Source organism: Belliella kenyensis (genome assembly GCF_022549675.1).
Classification (GTDB): domain Bacteria; phylum Bacteroidota; class Bacteroidia; order Cytophagales; family Cyclobacteriaceae; genus Belliella; species Belliella kenyensis.
Genome location: NZ_JAKZGR010000017.1, coordinates 36850 through 55167, shown reverse-complemented (window position 1 = coordinate 55167; position 18318 = coordinate 36850). Strand labels below are relative to the sequence as shown.

The following is an 18318-nucleotide window of genomic DNA, read 5'->3' as shown; positions in this document are numbered from 1 at the left end:
AGTTTATTGTTTGTATCCACTAATATGATTCAAAACATTGACCAAGTATACAAATGGTGCGTTCCAATTGATGGCAATTTCATTGGAAGCATAAGAGCATGCATCGTCAACGTAGGATTCATCGGGTACATCACTTGGATAGTCGCATCCATCTTGTTGACCTGGGTTAGGCCCTCCAGCAAGAAATCCTGGAAGTGGTGCTTTTTCTGGTTCTGCCTCCGCAAGTCTATGATGAGGTCTTAGTGGACTATGATGTCCAAATCCTGTCACAAAACTATAGCCTGTGGCATTGATTCCAAGTATATAATTCAAGTTTCCCTGGGCTGCTAAGAGATAGTTCTGATCATTTGTTAGCCTGTAGGCATACAATAGGGCTATACCTTGGTTGGAAACTACTGCATTGCTGCCCCAAACGAAATCTTTGATAGATGATCCCATACTTGTCAGATAAGGATTCTCCAAATAAAATTTCACATATTGACTAGCTTTCTCTAAAAGATTTGCTTTGATAGCGTTGATCAATTTAAGATCAAGTTGGGGTGATTCTTGCTCAAACCTCAATAAGGTATAATAGCCAAGCCAATTTACTTTATTCCAGCTTGGGAGGTTAAAGTTTGTGGGAATATTGATGTATTTCAAATACACCTCATCTTGAGTACTTACAAATAGTTCTGAGGCTGCCCAGACCCATTCATCCTCAAGACTTTCATCTCCATATGCACCAGTTTGTATAGCAGGTTCATATTTTTTATTGAGTTCGTCCTGTCTATAAAATATTTTTGGGTTTGCTTCTGCCCATTTCCAAGCTTTGATACTAGCTTCTAAATAAGCACTAGCTAATTCAGCATTGAAGTTCTTCAAAACTCGGGAAGCCTGTGCCATTACCGCTGCAAAATCTAAAGTTGCCGCAGTACCTTTAGCTACAACATACCTCTTGCTGGTAGCAAACTCTGGTAATACCATGCCTTCAAACGCTGCTGTGGTGAGTTTATGATAAACACCTCCATCGGTCGGATCTTGCATGGTGGCCATCCACTCCAGATTCCAAAGAATTTCATTGAGAAGATCGGGAATATTGTCTCCAGATTCTGGAATATCCAAAGACAATGAAGCACTGAGGTGTGGGTAGTCTTCCAGTAAGGAAAGTAAAGTACCCATCGTAATGCCACTATTTACAATGTATTTATTGTAATCACCAGCATCATACCAACCTTTTGGTGAGCTGATCACAGTTCCCTCGGGGCGAAGCCCACTTGCTGCTGATGCATGAATATATACTTTATCATCGGGGTGCCCTAAGTTTCTAGACCAAATGCCAGCATATTCCTCTGGCATTGATGTAGATGCTCTTTGAAAGTAAAATGCTTTAGCACTGGCTTTCCCTAGTTCTTCGTAAACATTTTTCTTGATTGCGAAAGGAGGGGAATATCCTAGACCTTCTACATAAACGCTGTATTCACCTTCTTGGTGAAAAGCTGAAAAATCAGCTTTTCTAAGCATCTTATCTGAAAAAGGGCTCTTAATTGCAGAACCAATTTCACTGGTATAAACTTCAGAGTTTGTGTTAAGATCGATTAAATGGAAAGAATTTGTGTTAATTTCATCGCTAATTAATGCGACCTTCTGACCTTCTGGAAGATACCCTACTTGATTGACTCGTATGGAAAGGTTGATTTGGTCTTTTATTTCACTGTGTTTATTCTGACAAGATAAGATAAGTGTCAGAAATAGAAGAAATGTGACAAGCGTAAACTTTTGCATGGAGAGGTTAATTAGGTTTTCAAAAATGTTTTGTCAATCAATTTATTCCTACAGGTCAAGTAGACGATGGGAATTCAATTCAGAATATCAGGTTTGATTTTTTTACTCATATATAGCTTCAATGCCCCCCGAAAGGCTGTAAATTTTACCTTGATACATATTGCTGAGAAAGCTAGCAGCTGATCTACTTCTTATGCCTCGCTGACAGTACAAAACGATAGATTTTCCAATAGGGATATCTTTATAGCGTTGTGACAATGAATTCAAAGGGATGTTTATGCCGCCCAAGTTGTGTGCGAGATGTTCATGAGATTCTCTTACATCCACCAACAATATATCCTTAGAAGCATTATTCCTTATCCTGAGAAACTCTTCTGCTTTGATTTCAACATAGGGGGGCTGCTCATCAATATGTGTTTTGATTTCAGATAGGTTATTTTTTTTCTGAATATTGAAAAGAAAATGTTGGTTTTTGAGCGTATTGATTACCAGCAATTTCCCAGAAAGCGTTTCTCCTAATTTACATATCACTTTGATGGCTTCATAGGACATGTACATGCCAATGAGACCAGGTAGTATCCCTATCACACCGATTTCTGAACAATTGGGAACTTCATGCTCAGCTGGTGGGTCTGGAAACAAATCTCTGTACTGGGGACCATTTTGGTAATTGAAAACAGATACCTGGCCTTCAAATTTTAGTATAGAGCCGAATATCAGAGGTTTACCTAAAGCCACACAAGTATCATTGACAAGGTAACGGGTGGTGAAATTGTCAGAGCCATCTATGACTAAGTCATATTTTACAAATATATCTTTTGCATTGTCTTGAGATAACCTGATGCCATGACTATCTATTTTTACAAAAGGGTTTAGTCGGGTCAGTTTTTCTGCTGCTACTACCACTTTGGGTTTTCCTAAATCACTATCATCGTACAATATTTGCCTGTGCAAATTGCTTTCAGATACTTGATCATCATCGACTATACCAATATGACCTACTCCTGAAGAGGTCAGGTATTGGAGAATTGGACAACCAAGTCCTCCAGCTCCAATTATCAGTACTTTAGCATTTTTCAATTGGTGCTGTCCTTCTAGTCCAAATTCTGGCAAAATGATTTGTCGACTATAGCGATTCATTTCAGAAGTTTCCATGTTTAATTAGTTTTAGGATTCAAAATGCTGTCCCAATCTTTCCATACAGGTTCATATCCTTGAGATTTGATCAATTTAGCAATTTGTGATGGACTTCTTTCATCTGAGATTTCAAATTGTTCGAGAGCTTCTGGTTCTACAGCATATCCACCAGGATTTGTTTTGGATCCTGCACTCATGGTTGTGATACCAAGCTTAAGCACATTGTTTCTGAATTTTTCAGATTCTCTAGTTGATAGTGAAAGTTCGACTTCTTCATTGAAGATTCTATAAGCGCAAATAAGTTGGAGAAGCTCACGGTCACTCATATCAACTTTTGGCTCCAGACCTCCAGAAAAAGGCCTAAGCCTAGGGAAAGAAATACTATATTTACTTTGCCAGTATTTTTTCTCTAGATAGGAGAGGTGTAGTGCTGTAAAGAATGAGTCTGTCCGCCAATCTTCTAGACCAATCAATACACCGAGACCCATTTTGTGGATTTTTGCTTTTCCTAACCTGTCTGGGGTATCAAGTCTATAGTCAAAATTTGATTTTTTCCCTTTAGGATGATGTTTTTTGTAGTCTTCTCTATGGTAGGTCTCCTGATATACTAAGACAGCGTGAAGGCCAAGGGGTATTAATGCTTCATACTCTGGCAGATCTAGAGGTTGTACTTCTATAGATACATTTGCGAAGTATGGATTGATCAATTCAATTGCTTTTTTGAAGTAATCGACGTGTACAGTTTGGTTTGCTTCTCCAGTTACCAGCAGAACATGATCATATCCCATACTTTTGATGACTTCGACTTCTTGCAATATCTCACGTTCGGTCAAGGTTTTTCTTCGTACTTTATTATCGAAACTGAATCCGCAATAAGTACAGATATTATTACATTCATTGGAAAGATATAAAGGAGCAAATAGTTGGATAGTATTTCCAAATCGTTTTAAACTGATTTGCTGGCTTAATTTAGCCATTTGTTCAAGATAAGAAGCTGCTGCGGGTGAAATCAATGCTTTAAAATCTTCCAAATCTCTTTTTGACTTTTGCAAAGCGCTGATCACGTCAGCCTCAGTTTTATTGTATATGCTAGCCTTTACATCTTCCCAAGCATAAGTGTCAAATAATTCTTTGAAACTAGTCATCTAAAAACGAGGTTAAGGGACTACTTGCAGAGGCTCCTGTATGTTGAGGAGCTAATTTGGCTTCAAAGGCGATTCTTCCAGCCTCTACGGCTAGCTTGAATGCATTTCCCATGGCTATAGGATCTGGTGATACTGCGATTGCAGTATTGACCAAAACGGCGTCAGCTCCAATTTCCATTGCTTTCGAGGCATCAGATGGAGCTCCTATCCCAGCATCCACAATCACAGGTACATTACTTTGGTCAATGATGATTTCGAGAAAATCTATTGTTTTCAATCCTTTGTTGCTGCCAATTGGAGAGCCTAAAGGCATGACAGCGGCAGTACCGACTTCCTCCAGCCTTTTGCAGAGTACTGGATCGGCATGGATATAAGGAAGTACTACAAATCCTAATTTTGAAAGTTCCTCGGTAGCCCTGAGGGTCTCGATTGGATCTGGCATCAAGTATTTTGGGTCTGGATGAATTTCCAATTTGATCAAATCAATCTCTAAAGCTTCCCTTGCAAGCTGGGCAGCAAAAATAGCTTCTTTTGCATTTCTTACACCAGAAGTATTCGGTAGCAGCTTGATATGTGGGTGGTTGAGTTTATGTAAGAGATTATCCTGTATTTGATTTTTCAAATCTACCCTTTTCAAGGCCACAGTCACTAGCTCTGATCCAGATGCCAGTATGGAATCTTCCATAATAGAAGCGGAGCTATATTTTCCAGTTCCTGTAAAGAGCCTTGATTCAAATATATAATTTCCTATTTTGAGCATTTTTGTATTGATTTTTCGATTTCTTCAATTTTAAGCTTAGGTTTTTCTGCTTGATTGATATCGCTTGATATAGCTACTCCATAGACTCCAGCTTTTATTAAATCCTCAACATCCGTTGATTTGATTCCGCCGACAGCTATGATGGGTATGTTAATATCAAGATTCTTAAGGTCCTGTATTGTCTTTTGATAACTCTCTAGCCCTAGCACTGGACTTAATTTCTTTTTTGTTACTGTAAACCTAAATGGACCTAAGCCTATATAGTCAGGAGCATGATGGGCATGCTGTGAGATCTGTTCTATGGTATTAGCAGTAGCGCCAATGATCTTATCAGCTCCAAGCAGTTTTCGGGCTTCAGACACCCCCATATCCTCCAGTCCTAAATGAACCCCTTCTGCATCGACGGCTTTGGCTATTTTCACATGATCATTGATGATGAGTACAGCTTCATGTACCATGCACATGGCTTTTGCATCTTTGGCGATGTTTAGGATTTCTTCCTCTGGTAGGTCTTTGACTCGAAGTTGTATCCATTTGCATCCACCTAATAGCGCATTTTCAATTGCTTCTTGATGGGTCTTGAATGGATTGACTTGAGAGATGTATTGGAGTTGAGAGATTTTTTTAGTTGCTATCATAATGATTGTTGGTTAGTTTTTTTTAATAAATGCAAAGATGTCTTGCCAGATTTATTTGCTCTATCGCCTAATTGGAAAATAGGCCCTTGACCCTATGTGAAATTTTATAGATTGAGGGAGGTCATCTTCTGAGTCTTTCACTTTAGCTCTGATCATAACAGGCAGTTTGGAGCTTTTGGAATGTGGTAATTCTATCATTGCCATGTTTCTGCCAGATCGTTCCTAATACGGCAATTCCATCAAATCCCATCGATGTGACTATTGATAAATTGGATAATTCAATTCCACCTAAGGCAATCACTTTGGTATTTATCAAATGACTGGCCAAATTAAAGTTTTTGCCTACTTTACTTAAATAACCTTTTTTTGAAATGCTGTCGAAAACTGGACCGTAGAACTTATAATGAAATGGGACAAGGTCAGTCAGATCACTAATTTGATGAGCTGATGTTGAAGTAATAAACCCCATTTTTTTCAAATTGGCTAGATGTATTTTGCTTGTATTTTTTCTTTTCAACTCCGTGAAATGGAGTCTTTTGATTTCGAATTCATCTGATAGATCATGGTGATGATGTAAGGCAATTTGATGGTGATATTTGGAATTGATATTAGTCAACAGCTTGGCTGTTTGTTCATAGCTCCAGTCAGGTTTCCTCAAATGAAACACCCCCATGCCTGCGTCAAAAAGCTCATTGATAGCTTCAGCTTCTTGAGCTACAGGCAGGGGAGAAGAGATGATGATTAGTTCCAATTTACAAGTAGATTTCGCTGCCTTTATCTGTAAACTCCTTAGCCTTCTGCTGAAGTCCTATCTCCAAAGCCTCAGTTTCGTCTAGGTTATTTTCAGATGCATATTTTCTTACATCTTGAGTGATTTTCATAGAGCAGAAATTAGGTCCACACATGGAGCAGAAGTGTGCGATTTTGGCGCCTTCTGCTGGCAAAGTTTCGTCATGAAATGATTTTGCTGTATCTGGATCTAGAGAAAGGTTGAATTGATCCTCCCATCTAAATTCAAACCTGGCTTTGCTTAAAGCATTGTCCCTATATTGAGCTCCTGGATGTCCCTTGGCGAGATCTGCTGCGTGAGCGGCGATTTTATAAGTGATGACACCATCTTTTACATCTTTTTTGTTGGGTAGGCCGAGATGTTCTTTTGGTGTTACATAGCAAAGCATAGCTGTACCATACCAGCCTATCATAGCAGCACCTATAGCGGAGGTAATGTGATCATAACCTGGCGCAATATCGGTCGTCAAAGGGCCTAATGTATAAAATGGTGCTTCTCCGCAGTGAGCGAGTTGTTTGTCCATATTTTCTTTGATCAAATGCATAGGGACATGACCTGGTCCTTCGATGATAGTTTGGACATCATGCTTCCATGCGATCTTGGTAAGCTCTCCTAAGGTCTCTAATTCCCCAAATTGGGCTGCGTCATTAGCATCTGCTATGGATCCTGGCCTCAGTCCGTCTCCAAGGGAAAAAGTCACATTATAGGCCTTCATGATTTCACATATCTCCTCAAAATGGGTGTAGAGGAAGTTTTCTTTGTGATGGGCGAGACACCACTTTGCCATTATCGAACCACCCCTAGATACGATACCTGTGGTTCTTTTGGCTGTAAGTGGTATATAGCGCAGCAATACTCCCGCATGTATTGTAAAATAATCCACTCCTTGCTCAGCTTGCTCTATCAAGGTGTCTTTAAAAAGCTCCCAAGTCAAATCTTCTGCTTTTCCGTTTACTTTTTCTAAAGCCTGATAGATCGGAACAGTACCGATGGGTACTGGTGAGTTTCTTAGTACCCATTCTCTTGTTTCATGTATGTTTTTACCTGTAGAAAGGTCCATGATGGTGTCCGCTCCCCAGCGACATGCCCATACAGCCTTTTCTACTTCCTCTTCTATGTTAGAACTGACAGCTGAATTTCCGATATTTGCATTGATTTTAACTAGAAAGTTTCTCCCTATGATCATAGGTTCTACTTCTGGATGATTGATGTTTGCAGGAATCACTGCTCGGCCCAATGCAATCTCTTTTCTTACAAATTCAGGTGTAATGTATCCTTTTGGAGTATTAGCTCCAAAGCTGAAGCCTTCATGCTGATGAAGCAATGCCTCATGGCTTGATTTCTTTTGAACTTGCTCTGCAATACGTTGATTTTCCCTAATGGCGACATATTCCATTTCTGGAGTGATGATTCCTTGCTTGGCGTAGTGCATTTGGGAAACATTCTTTCCAGGAAGTGCTTTCAGTGGTTTTCTAATATTCGGGAATCGAATAGCATCTAAATCAATGTCATTTTTTCTCTGCAAACCATAGGTGGAGCTAATTTCATCTAAGTATCCTACATCAGCTCTTTCAAGAATCCACTTCTCAAAGTTTCTTGGTAAGCCTTCTTTTAGATTGACAGTATAATGAGTGTCTGTATAAGGACCACTTGTATCATATACCGTGACGGGCGGGTTTGATGTTGGCTTCATCCCTTTGATTTGAGGTTGGGTGTCATGAAGAGATATTTCCCTCATAGGAACTTGGACCTTATACATAGTTCCTTCAAGATATACCTTTTTTGATGCAGGGAAAGGTGCAGTAGAAATGATCTGATTGTCGGGTGTTTTTTCGGCTGTTTTCATTGGTTTGGAAGTAAGAAGTTTACGCTAACTTTTCGTTTTTAGAAAAGTCGGAACGGCAAAGGGTGATTTTAAGGGCGCAAAAGCCAAAAAGAAGTTTATCCTCCTTGAGTGGCTTTGATAAGGATTATGTTGTCCCCAGCTGAAATTGCTGTATTATCCCATTCGTTTTTAGGAATCACAGTTTGATTGATCGCTATAGCTATTCCTTTGGGAGATTGATTGAGGTGATCTTGCAGCAATTGGGTGATCGTACAAGTCTCTGAGATGTGAACTGCTTCACTGTTTACGGTAAAATCCATTCTTGAAACTATTAGATTGAACATATAACTTCAGGAGTGGGTCGCTACTGCGAATCAAAAAACAAATAAGTAGAACTTACCTAATAAGTCCAGCTATTGTTTCACTTTTCCCTTCGGCAGTACTAACTGCATCAGGTTCATAGGGTATGATCTCAGTCCGTATCGGACACCCCTAAAGTTATTCAAACCTATGCAAAACATTTTTGAAATACAAATTAAGTAGATTATATAGATGTTCATAGAGTTCATTTTTCTTGATTTATTATTTTGTTTTTGATCGTATGAGCCAATGAATGTGTTTATTGTGTCTAAATATTACAAATTTATGTGTTTTATACACAATATTCGTTCGCTCATTTTTTTGAAAATTATTGCGTTTGTTTGAACTTTTTTATCCAAAATCAGTTTTCGTGTATATACAATTAAATCAGAACTAAAATCAAACACTCAATTATGAAACTAGTTAAACAAACAGGTTTTTTCATTGCAGCAGCAATGATAGCAGTATCATGTGGCAAGCCAGGTGAAACTGTAGAAGCTACAGACGCAGTAGAAGTAGGAGAATCTACAGGGACTACTTTGACTATCGATGCAGCTACATCAAAAGTGAACTGGAGGGGATATAAGCCAGCAGGTGAGCACTATGGTTATATCCCGGTGACTTCTGGTGAATTGACAGTGGATGGCGATGCTATCACAGGTGGGAAATTCGTATTCGATATCCCAGGTTTGAAAATCGAAGATATTGAAGAGTCAGACGAAAACTACGGTAAGCTATATGGTCATTTGCAGTCAGCGGATTTTTTTGATGCAGAAAATCATCCTGAAGCGGAATTTGAAATCACTAGCATCGAAAAGTATGGTAGCAGTGACTCCATTGAAGATAAGGAAGAGTTCAAAACTGACAACACGCCGAAAAAAGATTCTGAATTGATCGATGGAACTCCTACGCATTGGGTTTCTGGTAACTTAAAGATGAGAGGAAAAAACAAAAACATCAAGTTCCCAGCTGTCGTATCAGTAGCTAACGGTACAGTATCTGCAAAAGCAGGATTTAACATCAACAGAACTGATTGGGGTCTTTCATACGGTGACGAAAGTAGCGTAACTGACAAAGCCAAGGATCAGTTTATTTACAACACTGTAAGTGTGAAATTAGATATCAAAGCAAACTAAACCAACTTCTATTTGTCACATACCCACAAATAGATCGAAGAGGGAAGCCAATAGGCTTCCCTTTTTTCATTTCTATTTTTACTTTTGCCTCATGGTTCGATCTTATGAAATTTCCGAGAGTGATAATTTGAATATAAAAAGGCGATTTGTCCATTGGGCAAGCCACAATTTTTCTCATTTTGCACTTTTTCAAAACCACGATGTAACCTATCCCTATGGTGGGTTTCAAGAAGTTCTCTACGCATCTTCCCACTCGCTTTCTATGGAAGAGATTGCGTCTATAGATAAAAATGATCCATTGATCGGCTTGATTTCCTATGATTTTAAGAATAATATTGAAAAACTGGGTAGTGAAAATCGAACAGTGATTGATTTGCCAGACGATTTGTTTTTTGTACCAGAGATTTCAGTTTCTTTCACAAAGAATCAAGTCATCATAATGTCTACTAACCCTGATCGCTTGTACGAAGAAGTTGTCAACTGGGAATTGAACCCCAAACAAAATCACCCAGTTATGATTAAGAAATTGACTTCTCGAGAAGAGTATGAGAATAATGTGCAATCAATAAAAAATCATATTTTGGAAGGGGATATTTATGAGATGAATTATTGCATGGGCTTTGAGTTTGAAGCGAATTGGGATCCTATCCAGGGATATTTTGATCTTGTGGGTCATTCCCCCATGCCTTTTTCGGCATTATTTCATGCTGCGGGAAAATATGTGCTTTGTGCTTCTCCAGAAAGATTTCTCAAAGTTGAAAATGAAAAAGTAATTGCTCAACCTATCAAAGGAACAATTAGAAGGAGCGATGATAAGCAGACTGATGAAGAATTAGCAACTCAACTTTTCACTAGTGAAAAGGAAAGGGCAGAGAACCTAATGATAGTAGACTTGATGCGAAACGATCTTTCCAAAATAGCCCAAACTGGAAGCGTGGCAGTTGAAGAGCTATTTGGAGTGTATCCATTTCCAAAAGTTCATCAAATGATCTCGACTGTAAGTGCTAGATTGAATTTTCCAATAAGTTTCAGGCAAATACTCTCGGCTACTTTCCCGATGGGAAGTATGACAGGTGCACCAAAGATCAAGTGTATGGAGCTCATTGAACGATATGAAAATTTCAAAAGAGGTTGGTTTTCAGGAAGTTTAGGATATATTTTGCCAGATGGAAATATGGATTGGAATGTGATCATAAGGAGTATCATCTATGACAGCAATAGCAATAAGGGATATTTTGCAGTGGGAAGTGCCATCACAAGCGATGCAGATGCAGCTTATGAATACGAGGAGTGTATGCTTAAGGCAAGCGCAATCATCTCTACATTAGAATCACCGTTGGAGTTTTGATGATGGGCTCCTTTCGGAAGATCATACATGTGGATATGGATGCTTTCTTTGCATCGGTGGAGCAGCTGGACAATCCTGACCTAAGAGGTAAGCCAGTGGCTGTAGGGGGAAATGAAGTGAGAGGAGTAGTAGCTGCCGCTTCTTATGAAGCGAGAGAGTATGGAGTCAGATCTGCCATGTCAGGAAAGATGGCTGCTTTAAAATGTCCACATCTTATCTTTGTCAAACCAAGATTTGAAAGGTATAAGGAAGTTTCTAATCAGATCAGGGAGATATTTTTTGAATATACTGATTTGGTTGAGCCTTTGTCATTGGATGAAGCATTTTTGGATGTGACAGAGAATAAGTTTGGTAATCCTTCAGCTTCTCTTCTTGCTCAAGAGATCAGAGACAAGATCAAAGCAACCACGGGACTGAATGCATCAGCAGGGATTTCCTACAATAAGTTTTTGGCAAAAACAGCATCTGATATCAATAAGCCCAATGGTCAGGCTGTCATTCTACCGAAAGAGGCAGAGGCATTTTTAGAAAAAATGCCAATTGAAAAATTCTTTGGGATCGGCGCGGTGACGGCTGAGAAAATGAAAAAACTTGGCATCCATCAAGGGAAGGACTTAAAGGAATATAGTTTGCAATTTTTGACCAAGAGGTTTGGTAAGTCAGGTCTTCATTTTTTCAACATCGTCCGTGGAATACATAATAGTGAAGTGCAACCTCATCGAGAAAGAAAATCCTTAAGTGCTGAAAGTACTTTTGAAAATGATCTATTGAATCAAGATGAACTTGTCAGTGCTCTGAAAAAAATATTTCAGGAGTTAGTAAGAAGAATGGAAAGGACTAAGATTCAAGGTAGGACTGTTACTTTGAAGATCAAATATAAAGATTTTAGTCTTCAGACACGGAGCAAAAGTTTTGAGCAATTTCCCAATCAAGATAAAATATGGGAAACTGTCATTGAATTACTAAATCAGACACCGCTTACTATGGCTGTTAGACTTTTTGGAATAGGTGTATCCAACCTCAATATCCTAGAGGATAGAGCACTCTATGGAAAACAATTATGGCTTGATTTTGAAGAGTAGTGCTTAGGCTAGAAGAGTAGTTCTTAGGCTATTTGATAGATTGGATTTTTTCATAATGATGTACTCATAAAATTCTGAAAATTACATTTTAGCTTGCTAGAGTGCTCTGTAAGAGATGAATTTAGAGCCAATTTCAGCTCAGAATAAGGAGGTGCCATATTCAAGTTCAGACTTAATCTTTTGCAATTTTCTGATAAGATGCTAGTACCCCTCTGACCATGGCAGAAGAAAATCCTTGATGCTCCATTTCATTAAGTCCGACTATGGTACATCCTTTAGGAGTTGTTACTTTGTCAATTGCTTGCTCAGGGTGCATGTCTTTTTGAATCATTAGTTCTGCTGCGCCTTTTACGGTCTGATTTACGATGAGAGAGGCTGTCTTCGCATCGAAGCCTATCTGAATACCTCCTTGTATCATTGCCCTCATAAATCTCAGTACATAGGCAATCCCACATGCGCCCAACACCGTAGCGGCTTCCATCAAGGCTTCGTCGATGGTGATGGAGAATCCTATACTATTGAATAAGTTTTTAACTTGTTCATCAGCGATAAGCGTATTATTTCTACCGCATATGCAAGTAATAGACTCGTTTATGTCTGCTGCAATATTTGGCATAGCACGGTATACTACCATGCTTGGATCTACGACTTCATACATTTCATCTAAGGTGATTCCCGTTGCTAATGAAATGATTGTATGTCTTTTAGGATCTAATGCTGGATTGATTTGCCTAAGAATACTGGCTACATTATAAGGCTTGACGCCGAGAATAATAATGTCTGACTCACTTGCAGCGATTACATTATCACTATGGACTCTGACACCTTTGTCTTGAAGATATAAAAGATTGCTAGGATTCCTTTTGGTTATGTGGAGGTTTTGAGCGGCAAAGTCAGTCTGCTCTAGTAGTCCATTAGCAATAGAGGTACCTAAGTTGCCACACCCAATGATGGCTATTTTTTTATGCTGAATCATTTTTTAAGAGAGATAATTTATAAGCAGAGCCAAAGGTAGTTATATTTTACCTTGGCTCTATGATACTTCTAGAAATACCTTGATTTAGCTCAAGAATCGAAATTTTATTTCTTAATGTAGCTTTGTGAGTTTTTCAGGGGCAACTACAGAGGAGAAATTGTCACTTAATCTTTCTGCGTAATTATCTAGAAGTTCTCGAACTCTACTTTGGCTTTTAGATCTTACGATCATTCCTGCGTGATATTTGAGAGGTACCCTGAAGCAAATTTCCTCATCAGAGAAGTCAGATAGATCAGGGTGCTCATACTTTGATAAGGTTAGTACTATTCCCGCATATTCTTTTCGAGCCTTTGGTAGTTTGTATTCGTAAGATTTGGCGATTGAATCTTCGATTTTGGCCCATTCTGCCCACAGATTGATACCAGTAGCGGCTTCTACCATTTCGGCAAGATGTGCTCCACCCACACGGCTGGAAGTCTCCAGGAAATACATTTTTCCATCTTCTCTATTTTTTATAAATTCTGTATGAGAGGCACCGTTTTTCATGCCGAAAGCCATCATTACTTCCTTATTGGCTTTTTGGATGGCTTTGTCATCATCAGAACCATAAGCTACATTAGCACTTCTAAAGACTCCACCTCCTTGGGATATTTCCATAGGAGTAGCAAGATACTGAGAGACAGTGCAGGAAAGTACCTTTCCATTTACATTTAATCCATCTGCATGATACACATCTCCGGGTTTGAATTGTTCTACGAGGTACTTGATTCGTTGATCACCGAGCTCATGGATATGTTTCCATAGACTTTCTTTATCATATACTTTTATGATACCATTGGCTGAAGCCTCTGATCGGGGCTTCAATACCCAAGGAGCAGCTACTGTGTCTGCAAATTGGTTGATTTCATCATCGTTGAAAAGTCCAGAAAATTCAGGTACTAATACGCCTTCTTCTTTTGCTTTCATGCGCATGGCTAGCTTATCCCTGAAATATCTACCTGTCGTCTGTCCCATGCCAGGTATGCGTAGATTTTCTCTTACAAATGTGCCCTTTTCTACGTCATAGTCATCTAGTGCAATGATAGAGGAGATTTTGTTGGTCTTCATCAATCCAGCCACTCCAAGTAGCAGGTGATCCATATTCCATTCCAAATCTAACCCTGGCATATAAAATATTTCCTCCAAATGCTCATGAGGCCAATCTGCATCCTTAAGACTCTCTGTAGTGATAAGGTATACTTTATTTCCTAATTTGTTCAATTGGATCATGAAATCTTTGCCCTTAAAGTAGTTGGACAAGCAAATAAAAGTTTTTGAATTAGATTGCATAGCTTATAATTTTTCGATGAATTTAATAATTAAATGGACACCAAATGCAGTTGCATGTTTTGTTTTTGCAAATTCCGAATCCCCAAAAGCAGTACCAGCAATATCGATATGTGCCCATGAGACATGGGAGTCCGTGAATGCTTCAAGGAATTTAGCAGCTGTAATGGCTCCAGCAAATGGTTTTCCGTGGTAGTTTTTGATATCTGCAATTTCACTGTCCATTTCTTTGCCGTAGCTATCCCACATAGGCAAGGGCCATGTTTTTTCACCGACTGCCAGGCCTGCCTCTTGAATTGCGCTTGATAAGGATTGATCTTTGCTAAAAAGAGCTGCACATTCGTACCCAAATGTTCCTACTGCACTACCTGTTAGGGTAGCCAAATCAATGATTGAATCAGGATTATAATTTTTTACTAGATAACTTAATCCATCTGCTAAGATAAGCCTCCCTTCTGCATCAGTATCAATTACCTCTATGGTCTTGCCACTATAGCTTCTGATGACATCTGATGGTAAAAATGAGTCATTGTCAATGCTGTTTTCTACGCAAGGCACGATTGCTGTCAAGTTGATAGGTAAAGATAAGCTTGCAGCTGCTGTAAATGAACCCAAAACAGCTGCTGCACCTCCCATGTCACACTTCATATGCACCATGCCGGCTGTTTTGATGTTGAGACCTCCAGTGTCGAATGTCACCCCTTTACCCACCAATCCAAGGTGTTTTTTAGCCTGTTCATGTCTATACTCGGCGATGATAAATCTGGGGGATTTTTTGACACTGCTTCCTTGACTTACAGCCAAGAATGCATGTAAGCCAATCTCTTCTGCTTCCTTTCTTTCTAGTATGGTCACTTTGAAGCCTAATTCTTTGCTTTTTTCTTGTGCCCAGTTGGCTAAGTAGGTAGGAGTTACTTCATTGGCTGGAAGATCTACCAACTTCATCGTTTCTATCTGAGCAGACGCCAAGGCTATACTGTCTTTAGCAATCTTTTCAAGATTTGAGTTCTCTGATATTAGGGTCAAATTAATTTTATTCCAATCTTTTTTTTCTTTTTCAGTACTCTTGAAATGCGAAAGTCTATAGGTGCCGAGCTTCAACCCCGTAATAGCTGCTTGTATGTGTTCGTTAGAAAAATCGTTCGAGAAAATGATGTTAAAATCCTCTTCGAAAATAGATTCATGCTTGGCAGTCACTCTTCTAAAAGCTGTTTGAATACTTTTGAAAGTAGCATCTGAATTACCTAGACCAATGAAAAAAAGTAAGTTTTTTTCATCTTCAAGCATGTAAATACTGTCCTTTTTCCCATTGAATACTCTAGAAGAAATGGTACTGTGGCTGAGGTTCTCTGGCAATTTGACCTCATTTTCACTTTCAAAAAATGGTAAAATTATCAGACCTTGTAGATCGGATAGGGATTTCTTTATACTGATTTTCATTGCTTAGGATTTAGCGATTTTAAATAAAAGTTTTAATAATTATTACTCAGATTTATCACTGAAGAATAGCCATTCCATTGCTTTTGGAAATTCATCACTCCAGTAGCTTTCATTGTGCTTTCCCTCTTCATTGATCGAAAGTCTGATTTTCATTCTACCATCAAAATTATTTTTTTTCAAGAGTTTCTTTTTGAATTTTTTGACGTGTTTGATCATTTTTTCACTCTCTTCACCTCCTGCATAGAGGTAGATTTTTGTGTCAGATACATCATCCATATCCAGAAATGAAAACTTAATTTTGGGAAGTACCCATAGAGAAGGGGAGAAGATCATGAGCTTACCATATACTTCTGGATACATCAGTCCGCTGAAAATACTCACAAGTCCCCCCATCGAACTTCCTCCTATACCTGTATATTCTCTTTGCGGTCTTGTTCGGAAATTTTTGTCTACAAATGGCTTCAAAGTATCAGTAATGAACCTGATATATTTCTTCCCCTGGCCTTTTCCGAGACGGGTATTGCCGACATTGTATTCTATTACTCTTTCACTTTCAGCGTGTTCTATGGCAATGACTATGAGTTTTCCGATCCCATAGTATGCCATTACAGCTAATTTTTTATCTATCTGCCAGTTGCCATAGGCAGCATTTTCATTGAAAAGATTTTGAGCATCGTGCAAATATAAAACAGGGTAGGTGTCATCAGTCTCCTCATAGTCATTTGGAAGTAATGCCCAGATTTTCCTTTTTTTGTTGAGTTGTGGAATTTCAAATTCTTCCGAGATTAGGTGAATCTTAGGAAGATATTCTTCTTTGAATGGAAGCCAATTTTTTCTCCACCTGGGAACATTTTCCTCAATTATTTGCTCGGGCTTTTCGAGTTTTCTATTAGGGGTTTTGTTACCGTATCTGTCTATTTCCACTTCAGACCAATCTCCTTTGGTGAATTTATATTCCATTGGATAGCTCAGCTGTAATTCATCTGGAAATTGATAGGTGTACTTACCTTCTTCTAATTTACGCATGCGAAACCTCTTGTCTTGGGTAGCCCAAGCATTAAAGGTGCCCGACAAATAGACTGGTCTTTCATCATCTTCGTCTGTCGTTAATACTATCGTCAAACCTCGGCCTGAGACAGGTAGATGATCTTTAGGTTGAAAAGTCATATTTGAATTTTACTTGTGTGAAAGTTTTTTTCGTATCGTGATTTTAAATTTCAAAACGAAAGAGAGATATCAATAATAAATGATGACAGTCTAAGAATCATAGTCTAATAGTGTGATTCCTTAACTGTCAACAATGAAAATTCTGAATGAATTTTCAAAATTAAAATCTTACTGGAGATGTTCTTACTTCTGGCTCTTTGATGACGATGAAAGATTCCCCTTCTTTTGCATGACATGCATTACAGGCAGAAGTCAATGCTCTAAAGCCCTTAAGAAATTCTTCTTTATCCTCTTTTTTAATGATTTCTTCAATGTTTGGAATGGCTTCTTTCAAAAAGCTTTCAGCAGATGGAGCCCTCTCTTTTCTGCGTTTCAATCCATCCTCTAATGCCTCAAGTAAATGTTCAACTTGGTGATCAGCATAACCCCAGTTTTCATCCATCCCTGCCCAGTATAGTTCAGAATATCTATAGGAAACCTCAATCATTGTTTTGCTGAAGCCTCCAATTTGGTGAGCAACTTCTTCAAACTTTTCATCAGTGGTTCCTTCAAGCCATCCTCCGCTGCCTACAGCAGTTCTTTCTTCTTGGTGGTTTACTTGACAAGAAATCAAGGTGCCGAATGTTGCTAAAATTAGTACAGATTTTCTCATAAATTTTTCAAGTGGTTTTTGATTTGTAATGTATGTACCGCAGCTACAGCTGCTGTTTCGGATCTAAGACGACTCTTACCAAGAGAGCAAGGTATGAAATGATTGTCAAAAGCCAATTTAATTTCCTGTGGTGAAAAATCTCCTTCTGGCCCAATGAGGATTAAATATGATTGATTTGCGTGTGCTCTTGCAAATAAATGAGTGTCATTTTCTTTGTCCACATAGGCTATGAATCGCTGATAATCATTGAATTTTTCATCCTTTATTAGGTCTTTCAGTGGCCTTTGTGGATTGACAAGGGGTAGTCTAGTCTTAATGCTTTGCTTACAAGCAGCTACTATTTTTTTTTCAAGCCTTTCAAGTTTGAGATGGCTTCTCTCAGAGAAATCTGACTCCATAAAAGTGATTTCGTGTACACCTATCTCAGTAAGCTTTTCTATCATCCATTCCATACGATCTGCATTTTTGGTGGGAGATATGGCTAGATGGATGTGATAGTCATCCTCGGGATGATATTCACTACTTTCAATGCGCACAACAGCTTTTTTTGGATTAGCCTCTACTATTCGGCAATGGAAAAGATTACCATGTCCATCTGTGAAATGTACGGGATCTCCTTGAGATTTTCGGAGAACCTTTATCAAATGCTTGGATTCTTCTTGATCTAATTCTAATATATCTCCTGTGATGTTTGATGTGAAAAATAACTGCATGATTGTTTTTTTCTGAATTTGTAAAAATAATAAATCCTCGGGATAAGATTGATGCAAATCAA

Annotated in this window: 17 protein-coding genes and 1 riboswitch; of the genes, 3 read left to right on the top strand and 14 right to left on the bottom strand. The window is 38.7% G+C overall.

All coding sequences use genetic code 11. From position 1 onward, the window contains the following. Positions 1 to 3: 3 nt before the first annotated feature. The 8 genes from MM214_RS16160 to thiS form a co-directional block, all read right to left on the bottom strand. Positions 4 to 1761 carry a glycoside hydrolase family 9 protein gene (locus MM214_RS16160; RefSeq protein WP_241297001.1) on the bottom strand — a complete coding sequence of 586 codons (1758 nt, stop codon included), beginning with the start codon at positions 1759 to 1761 and terminating at the stop codon, positions 4 to 6. A 102-nt stretch (positions 1762 to 1863) separates the two neighbouring features. Next, the gene (moeB, locus tag MM214_RS16155) at positions 1864 to 2916 is read right to left on the bottom strand and encodes a HesA/MoeB/ThiF family protein (RefSeq protein WP_241296999.1); all 1053 of its coding nucleotides are present in this window, start codon (positions 2914 to 2916) and stop codon (positions 1864 to 1866) included. Between the two features lie 2 nt (positions 2917 to 2918). Next, positions 2919 to 4043: a 2-iminoacetate synthase ThiH gene (thiH, locus tag MM214_RS16150; RefSeq protein ID WP_241296997.1), complete on the bottom strand. Its 1125-nt coding sequence runs from the start codon at positions 4041 to 4043 to the stop codon at positions 2919 to 2921. Next, positions 4036 to 4803: a thiazole synthase gene (locus MM214_RS16145; RefSeq protein ID WP_241296995.1), complete on the bottom strand. Its 768-nt coding sequence runs from the start codon at positions 4801 to 4803 to the stop codon at positions 4036 to 4038. The genes thiH and MM214_RS16145 overlap by 8 nt, the downstream gene beginning before the upstream one ends. Further along, on the bottom strand, positions 4791 to 5441 hold the full coding sequence (locus MM214_RS16140) for a thiamine phosphate synthase (protein ID WP_241296993.1): 651 nt from the start codon (positions 5439 to 5441) through the stop codon (positions 4791 to 4793). Before MM214_RS16140 ends, MM214_RS16145 begins: the two co-directional genes overlap by 13 nt. Before the next feature lie 142 nt (positions 5442 to 5583). Then, complete coding sequence (locus MM214_RS16135; RefSeq protein ID WP_241296992.1) at positions 5584 to 6192, bottom strand: thiamine phosphate synthase; 609 nt, start codon at positions 6190 to 6192, stop codon at positions 5584 to 5586. A gap of 1 nt (position 6193) precedes the next feature. After that, positions 6194 to 8077: a phosphomethylpyrimidine synthase ThiC gene (gene thiC / locus MM214_RS16130; protein WP_241296990.1), complete on the bottom strand. Its 1884-nt coding sequence runs from the start codon at positions 8075 to 8077 to the stop codon at positions 6194 to 6196. 95 nt (positions 8078 to 8172) lie between these two features. Then, positions 8173 to 8376: a sulfur carrier protein ThiS gene (thiS, locus tag MM214_RS16125; protein ID WP_241296988.1), complete on the bottom strand. Its 204-nt coding sequence runs from the start codon at positions 8374 to 8376 to the stop codon at positions 8173 to 8175. Between the two features lie 91 nt (positions 8377 to 8467). Further along, a riboswitch (TPP riboswitch) is annotated at positions 8468 to 8560 on the bottom strand. A gap of 269 nt (positions 8561 to 8829) precedes the next feature. Between thiS and MM214_RS16120 the strand changes: the two genes are divergently transcribed. The 3 genes from MM214_RS16120 to dinB all read left to right on the top strand — a co-directional run bounded on the left by MM214_RS16120 (position 8830) and on the right by dinB (position 11982). Further along, positions 8830 to 9552, top strand: a complete 723-nt coding sequence (locus MM214_RS16120; protein ID WP_241296985.1) for a YceI family protein — start codon at positions 8830 to 8832, stop codon at positions 9550 to 9552. A 91-nt stretch (positions 9553 to 9643) separates the two neighbouring features. After that, positions 9644 to 10900 carry an anthranilate synthase component I family protein gene (locus MM214_RS16115; protein WP_241296983.1) on the top strand — a complete coding sequence of 419 codons (1257 nt, stop codon included), beginning with the start codon at positions 9644 to 9646 and terminating at the stop codon, positions 10898 to 10900. A 2-nt stretch (positions 10901 to 10902) separates the two neighbouring features. Further along, positions 10903 to 11982, top strand: coding sequence for a DNA polymerase IV (gene dinB / locus MM214_RS16110; RefSeq protein ID WP_241297069.1), 1080 nt, complete (start codon positions 10903 to 10905; stop codon positions 11980 to 11982). 172 nt (positions 11983 to 12154) lie between these two features. Here dinB and proC read toward each other — a convergent pair whose 3' ends face one another. The 6 genes from proC to MM214_RS16080 all read right to left on the bottom strand — a co-directional run bounded on the left by proC (position 12155) and on the right by MM214_RS16080 (position 18256). After that, complete coding sequence (proC, locus tag MM214_RS16105; RefSeq protein WP_241296981.1) at positions 12155 to 12958, bottom strand: pyrroline-5-carboxylate reductase; 804 nt, start codon at positions 12956 to 12958, stop codon at positions 12155 to 12157. A 111-nt stretch (positions 12959 to 13069) separates the two neighbouring features. Further along, positions 13070 to 14287, bottom strand: coding sequence for an ATP-grasp domain-containing protein (locus tag MM214_RS16100; protein ID WP_241296979.1), 1218 nt, complete (start codon positions 14285 to 14287; stop codon positions 13070 to 13072). Positions 14288 to 14290: 3 nt separating this feature from the next. After that, positions 14291 to 15724, bottom strand: a complete 1434-nt coding sequence (locus tag MM214_RS16095) for a leucyl aminopeptidase family protein (protein ID WP_241296977.1) — start codon at positions 15722 to 15724, stop codon at positions 14291 to 14293. A 42-nt stretch (positions 15725 to 15766) separates the two neighbouring features. Further along, a complete protein-coding gene (locus MM214_RS16090; RefSeq protein ID WP_241296975.1) occupies positions 15767 to 16891 on the bottom strand; it encodes an alpha/beta hydrolase in 1125 nt (374 codons plus the stop codon). Positions 16892 to 17051: 160 nt separating this feature from the next. Beyond that, positions 17052 to 17543: a hypothetical protein gene (locus tag MM214_RS16085; protein WP_241296973.1), complete on the bottom strand. Its 492-nt coding sequence runs from the start codon at positions 17541 to 17543 to the stop codon at positions 17052 to 17054. Continuing rightward, positions 17540 to 18256, bottom strand: a complete 717-nt coding sequence (locus MM214_RS16080; protein WP_241296971.1) for a 16S rRNA (uracil(1498)-N(3))-methyltransferase — start codon at positions 18254 to 18256, stop codon at positions 17540 to 17542. The genes MM214_RS16085 and MM214_RS16080 overlap by 4 nt, the downstream gene beginning before the upstream one ends. Positions 18257 to 18318 lie beyond the last annotated feature (62 nt).

Excerpts from the sequence above, each read along its gene's own strand:
- MM214_RS16160 (WP_241297001.1), bottom strand. The coding sequence starts at position 1,761 with ATGCAAAAGTTTACGCTTGTCACATTTCTTCTATTTCTGACACTTATC.
- moeB (WP_241296999.1), bottom strand. The coding sequence starts at position 2,916 with ATGGAAACTTCTGAAATGAATCGCTATAGTCGACAAATCATTTTGCCA.
- thiH (WP_241296997.1), bottom strand. The coding sequence starts at position 4,043 with ATGACTAGTTTCAAAGAATTATTTGACACTTATGCTTGGGAAGATGTA.
- MM214_RS16145 (WP_241296995.1), bottom strand. The coding sequence starts at position 4,803 with ATGCTCAAAATAGGAAATTATATATTTGAATCAAGGCTCTTTACAGGA.
- MM214_RS16140 (WP_241296993.1), bottom strand. The coding sequence starts at position 5,441 with ATGATAGCAACTAAAAAAATCTCTCAACTCCAATACATCTCTCAAGTC.
- thiC (WP_241296990.1), bottom strand. The coding sequence starts at position 8,077 with ATGAAAACAGCCGAAAAAACACCCGACAATCAGATCATTTCTACTGCA.
- thiS (WP_241296988.1), bottom strand. The coding sequence starts at position 8,376 with ATGGATTTTACCGTAAACAGTGAAGCAGTTCACATCTCAGAGACTTGT.
- MM214_RS16120 (WP_241296985.1), top strand. The coding sequence starts at position 8,830 with ATGAAACTAGTTAAACAAACAGGTTTTTTCATTGCAGCAGCAATGATA.
- MM214_RS16115 (WP_241296983.1), top strand. The coding sequence starts at position 9,644 with ATGGTTCGATCTTATGAAATTTCCGAGAGTGATAATTTGAATATAAAA.
- dinB (WP_241297069.1), top strand. The coding sequence starts at position 10,903 with ATGGGCTCCTTTCGGAAGATCATACATGTGGATATGGATGCTTTCTTT.
- proC (WP_241296981.1), bottom strand. The coding sequence starts at position 12,958 with ATGATTCAGCATAAAAAAATAGCCATCATTGGGTGTGGCAACTTAGGT.
- MM214_RS16100 (WP_241296979.1), bottom strand. The coding sequence starts at position 14,287 with ATGCAATCTAATTCAAAAACTTTTATTTGCTTGTCCAACTACTTTAAG.
- MM214_RS16095 (WP_241296977.1), bottom strand. The coding sequence starts at position 15,724 with ATGAAAATCAGTATAAAGAAATCCCTATCCGATCTACAAGGTCTGATA.
- MM214_RS16090 (WP_241296975.1), bottom strand. The coding sequence starts at position 16,891 with ATGACTTTTCAACCTAAAGATCATCTACCTGTCTCAGGCCGAGGTTTG.
- MM214_RS16085 (WP_241296973.1), bottom strand. The coding sequence starts at position 17,543 with ATGAGAAAATCTGTACTAATTTTAGCAACATTCGGCACCTTGATTTCT.
- MM214_RS16080 (WP_241296971.1), bottom strand. The coding sequence starts at position 18,256 with ATGCAGTTATTTTTCACATCAAACATCACAGGAGATATATTAGAATTA.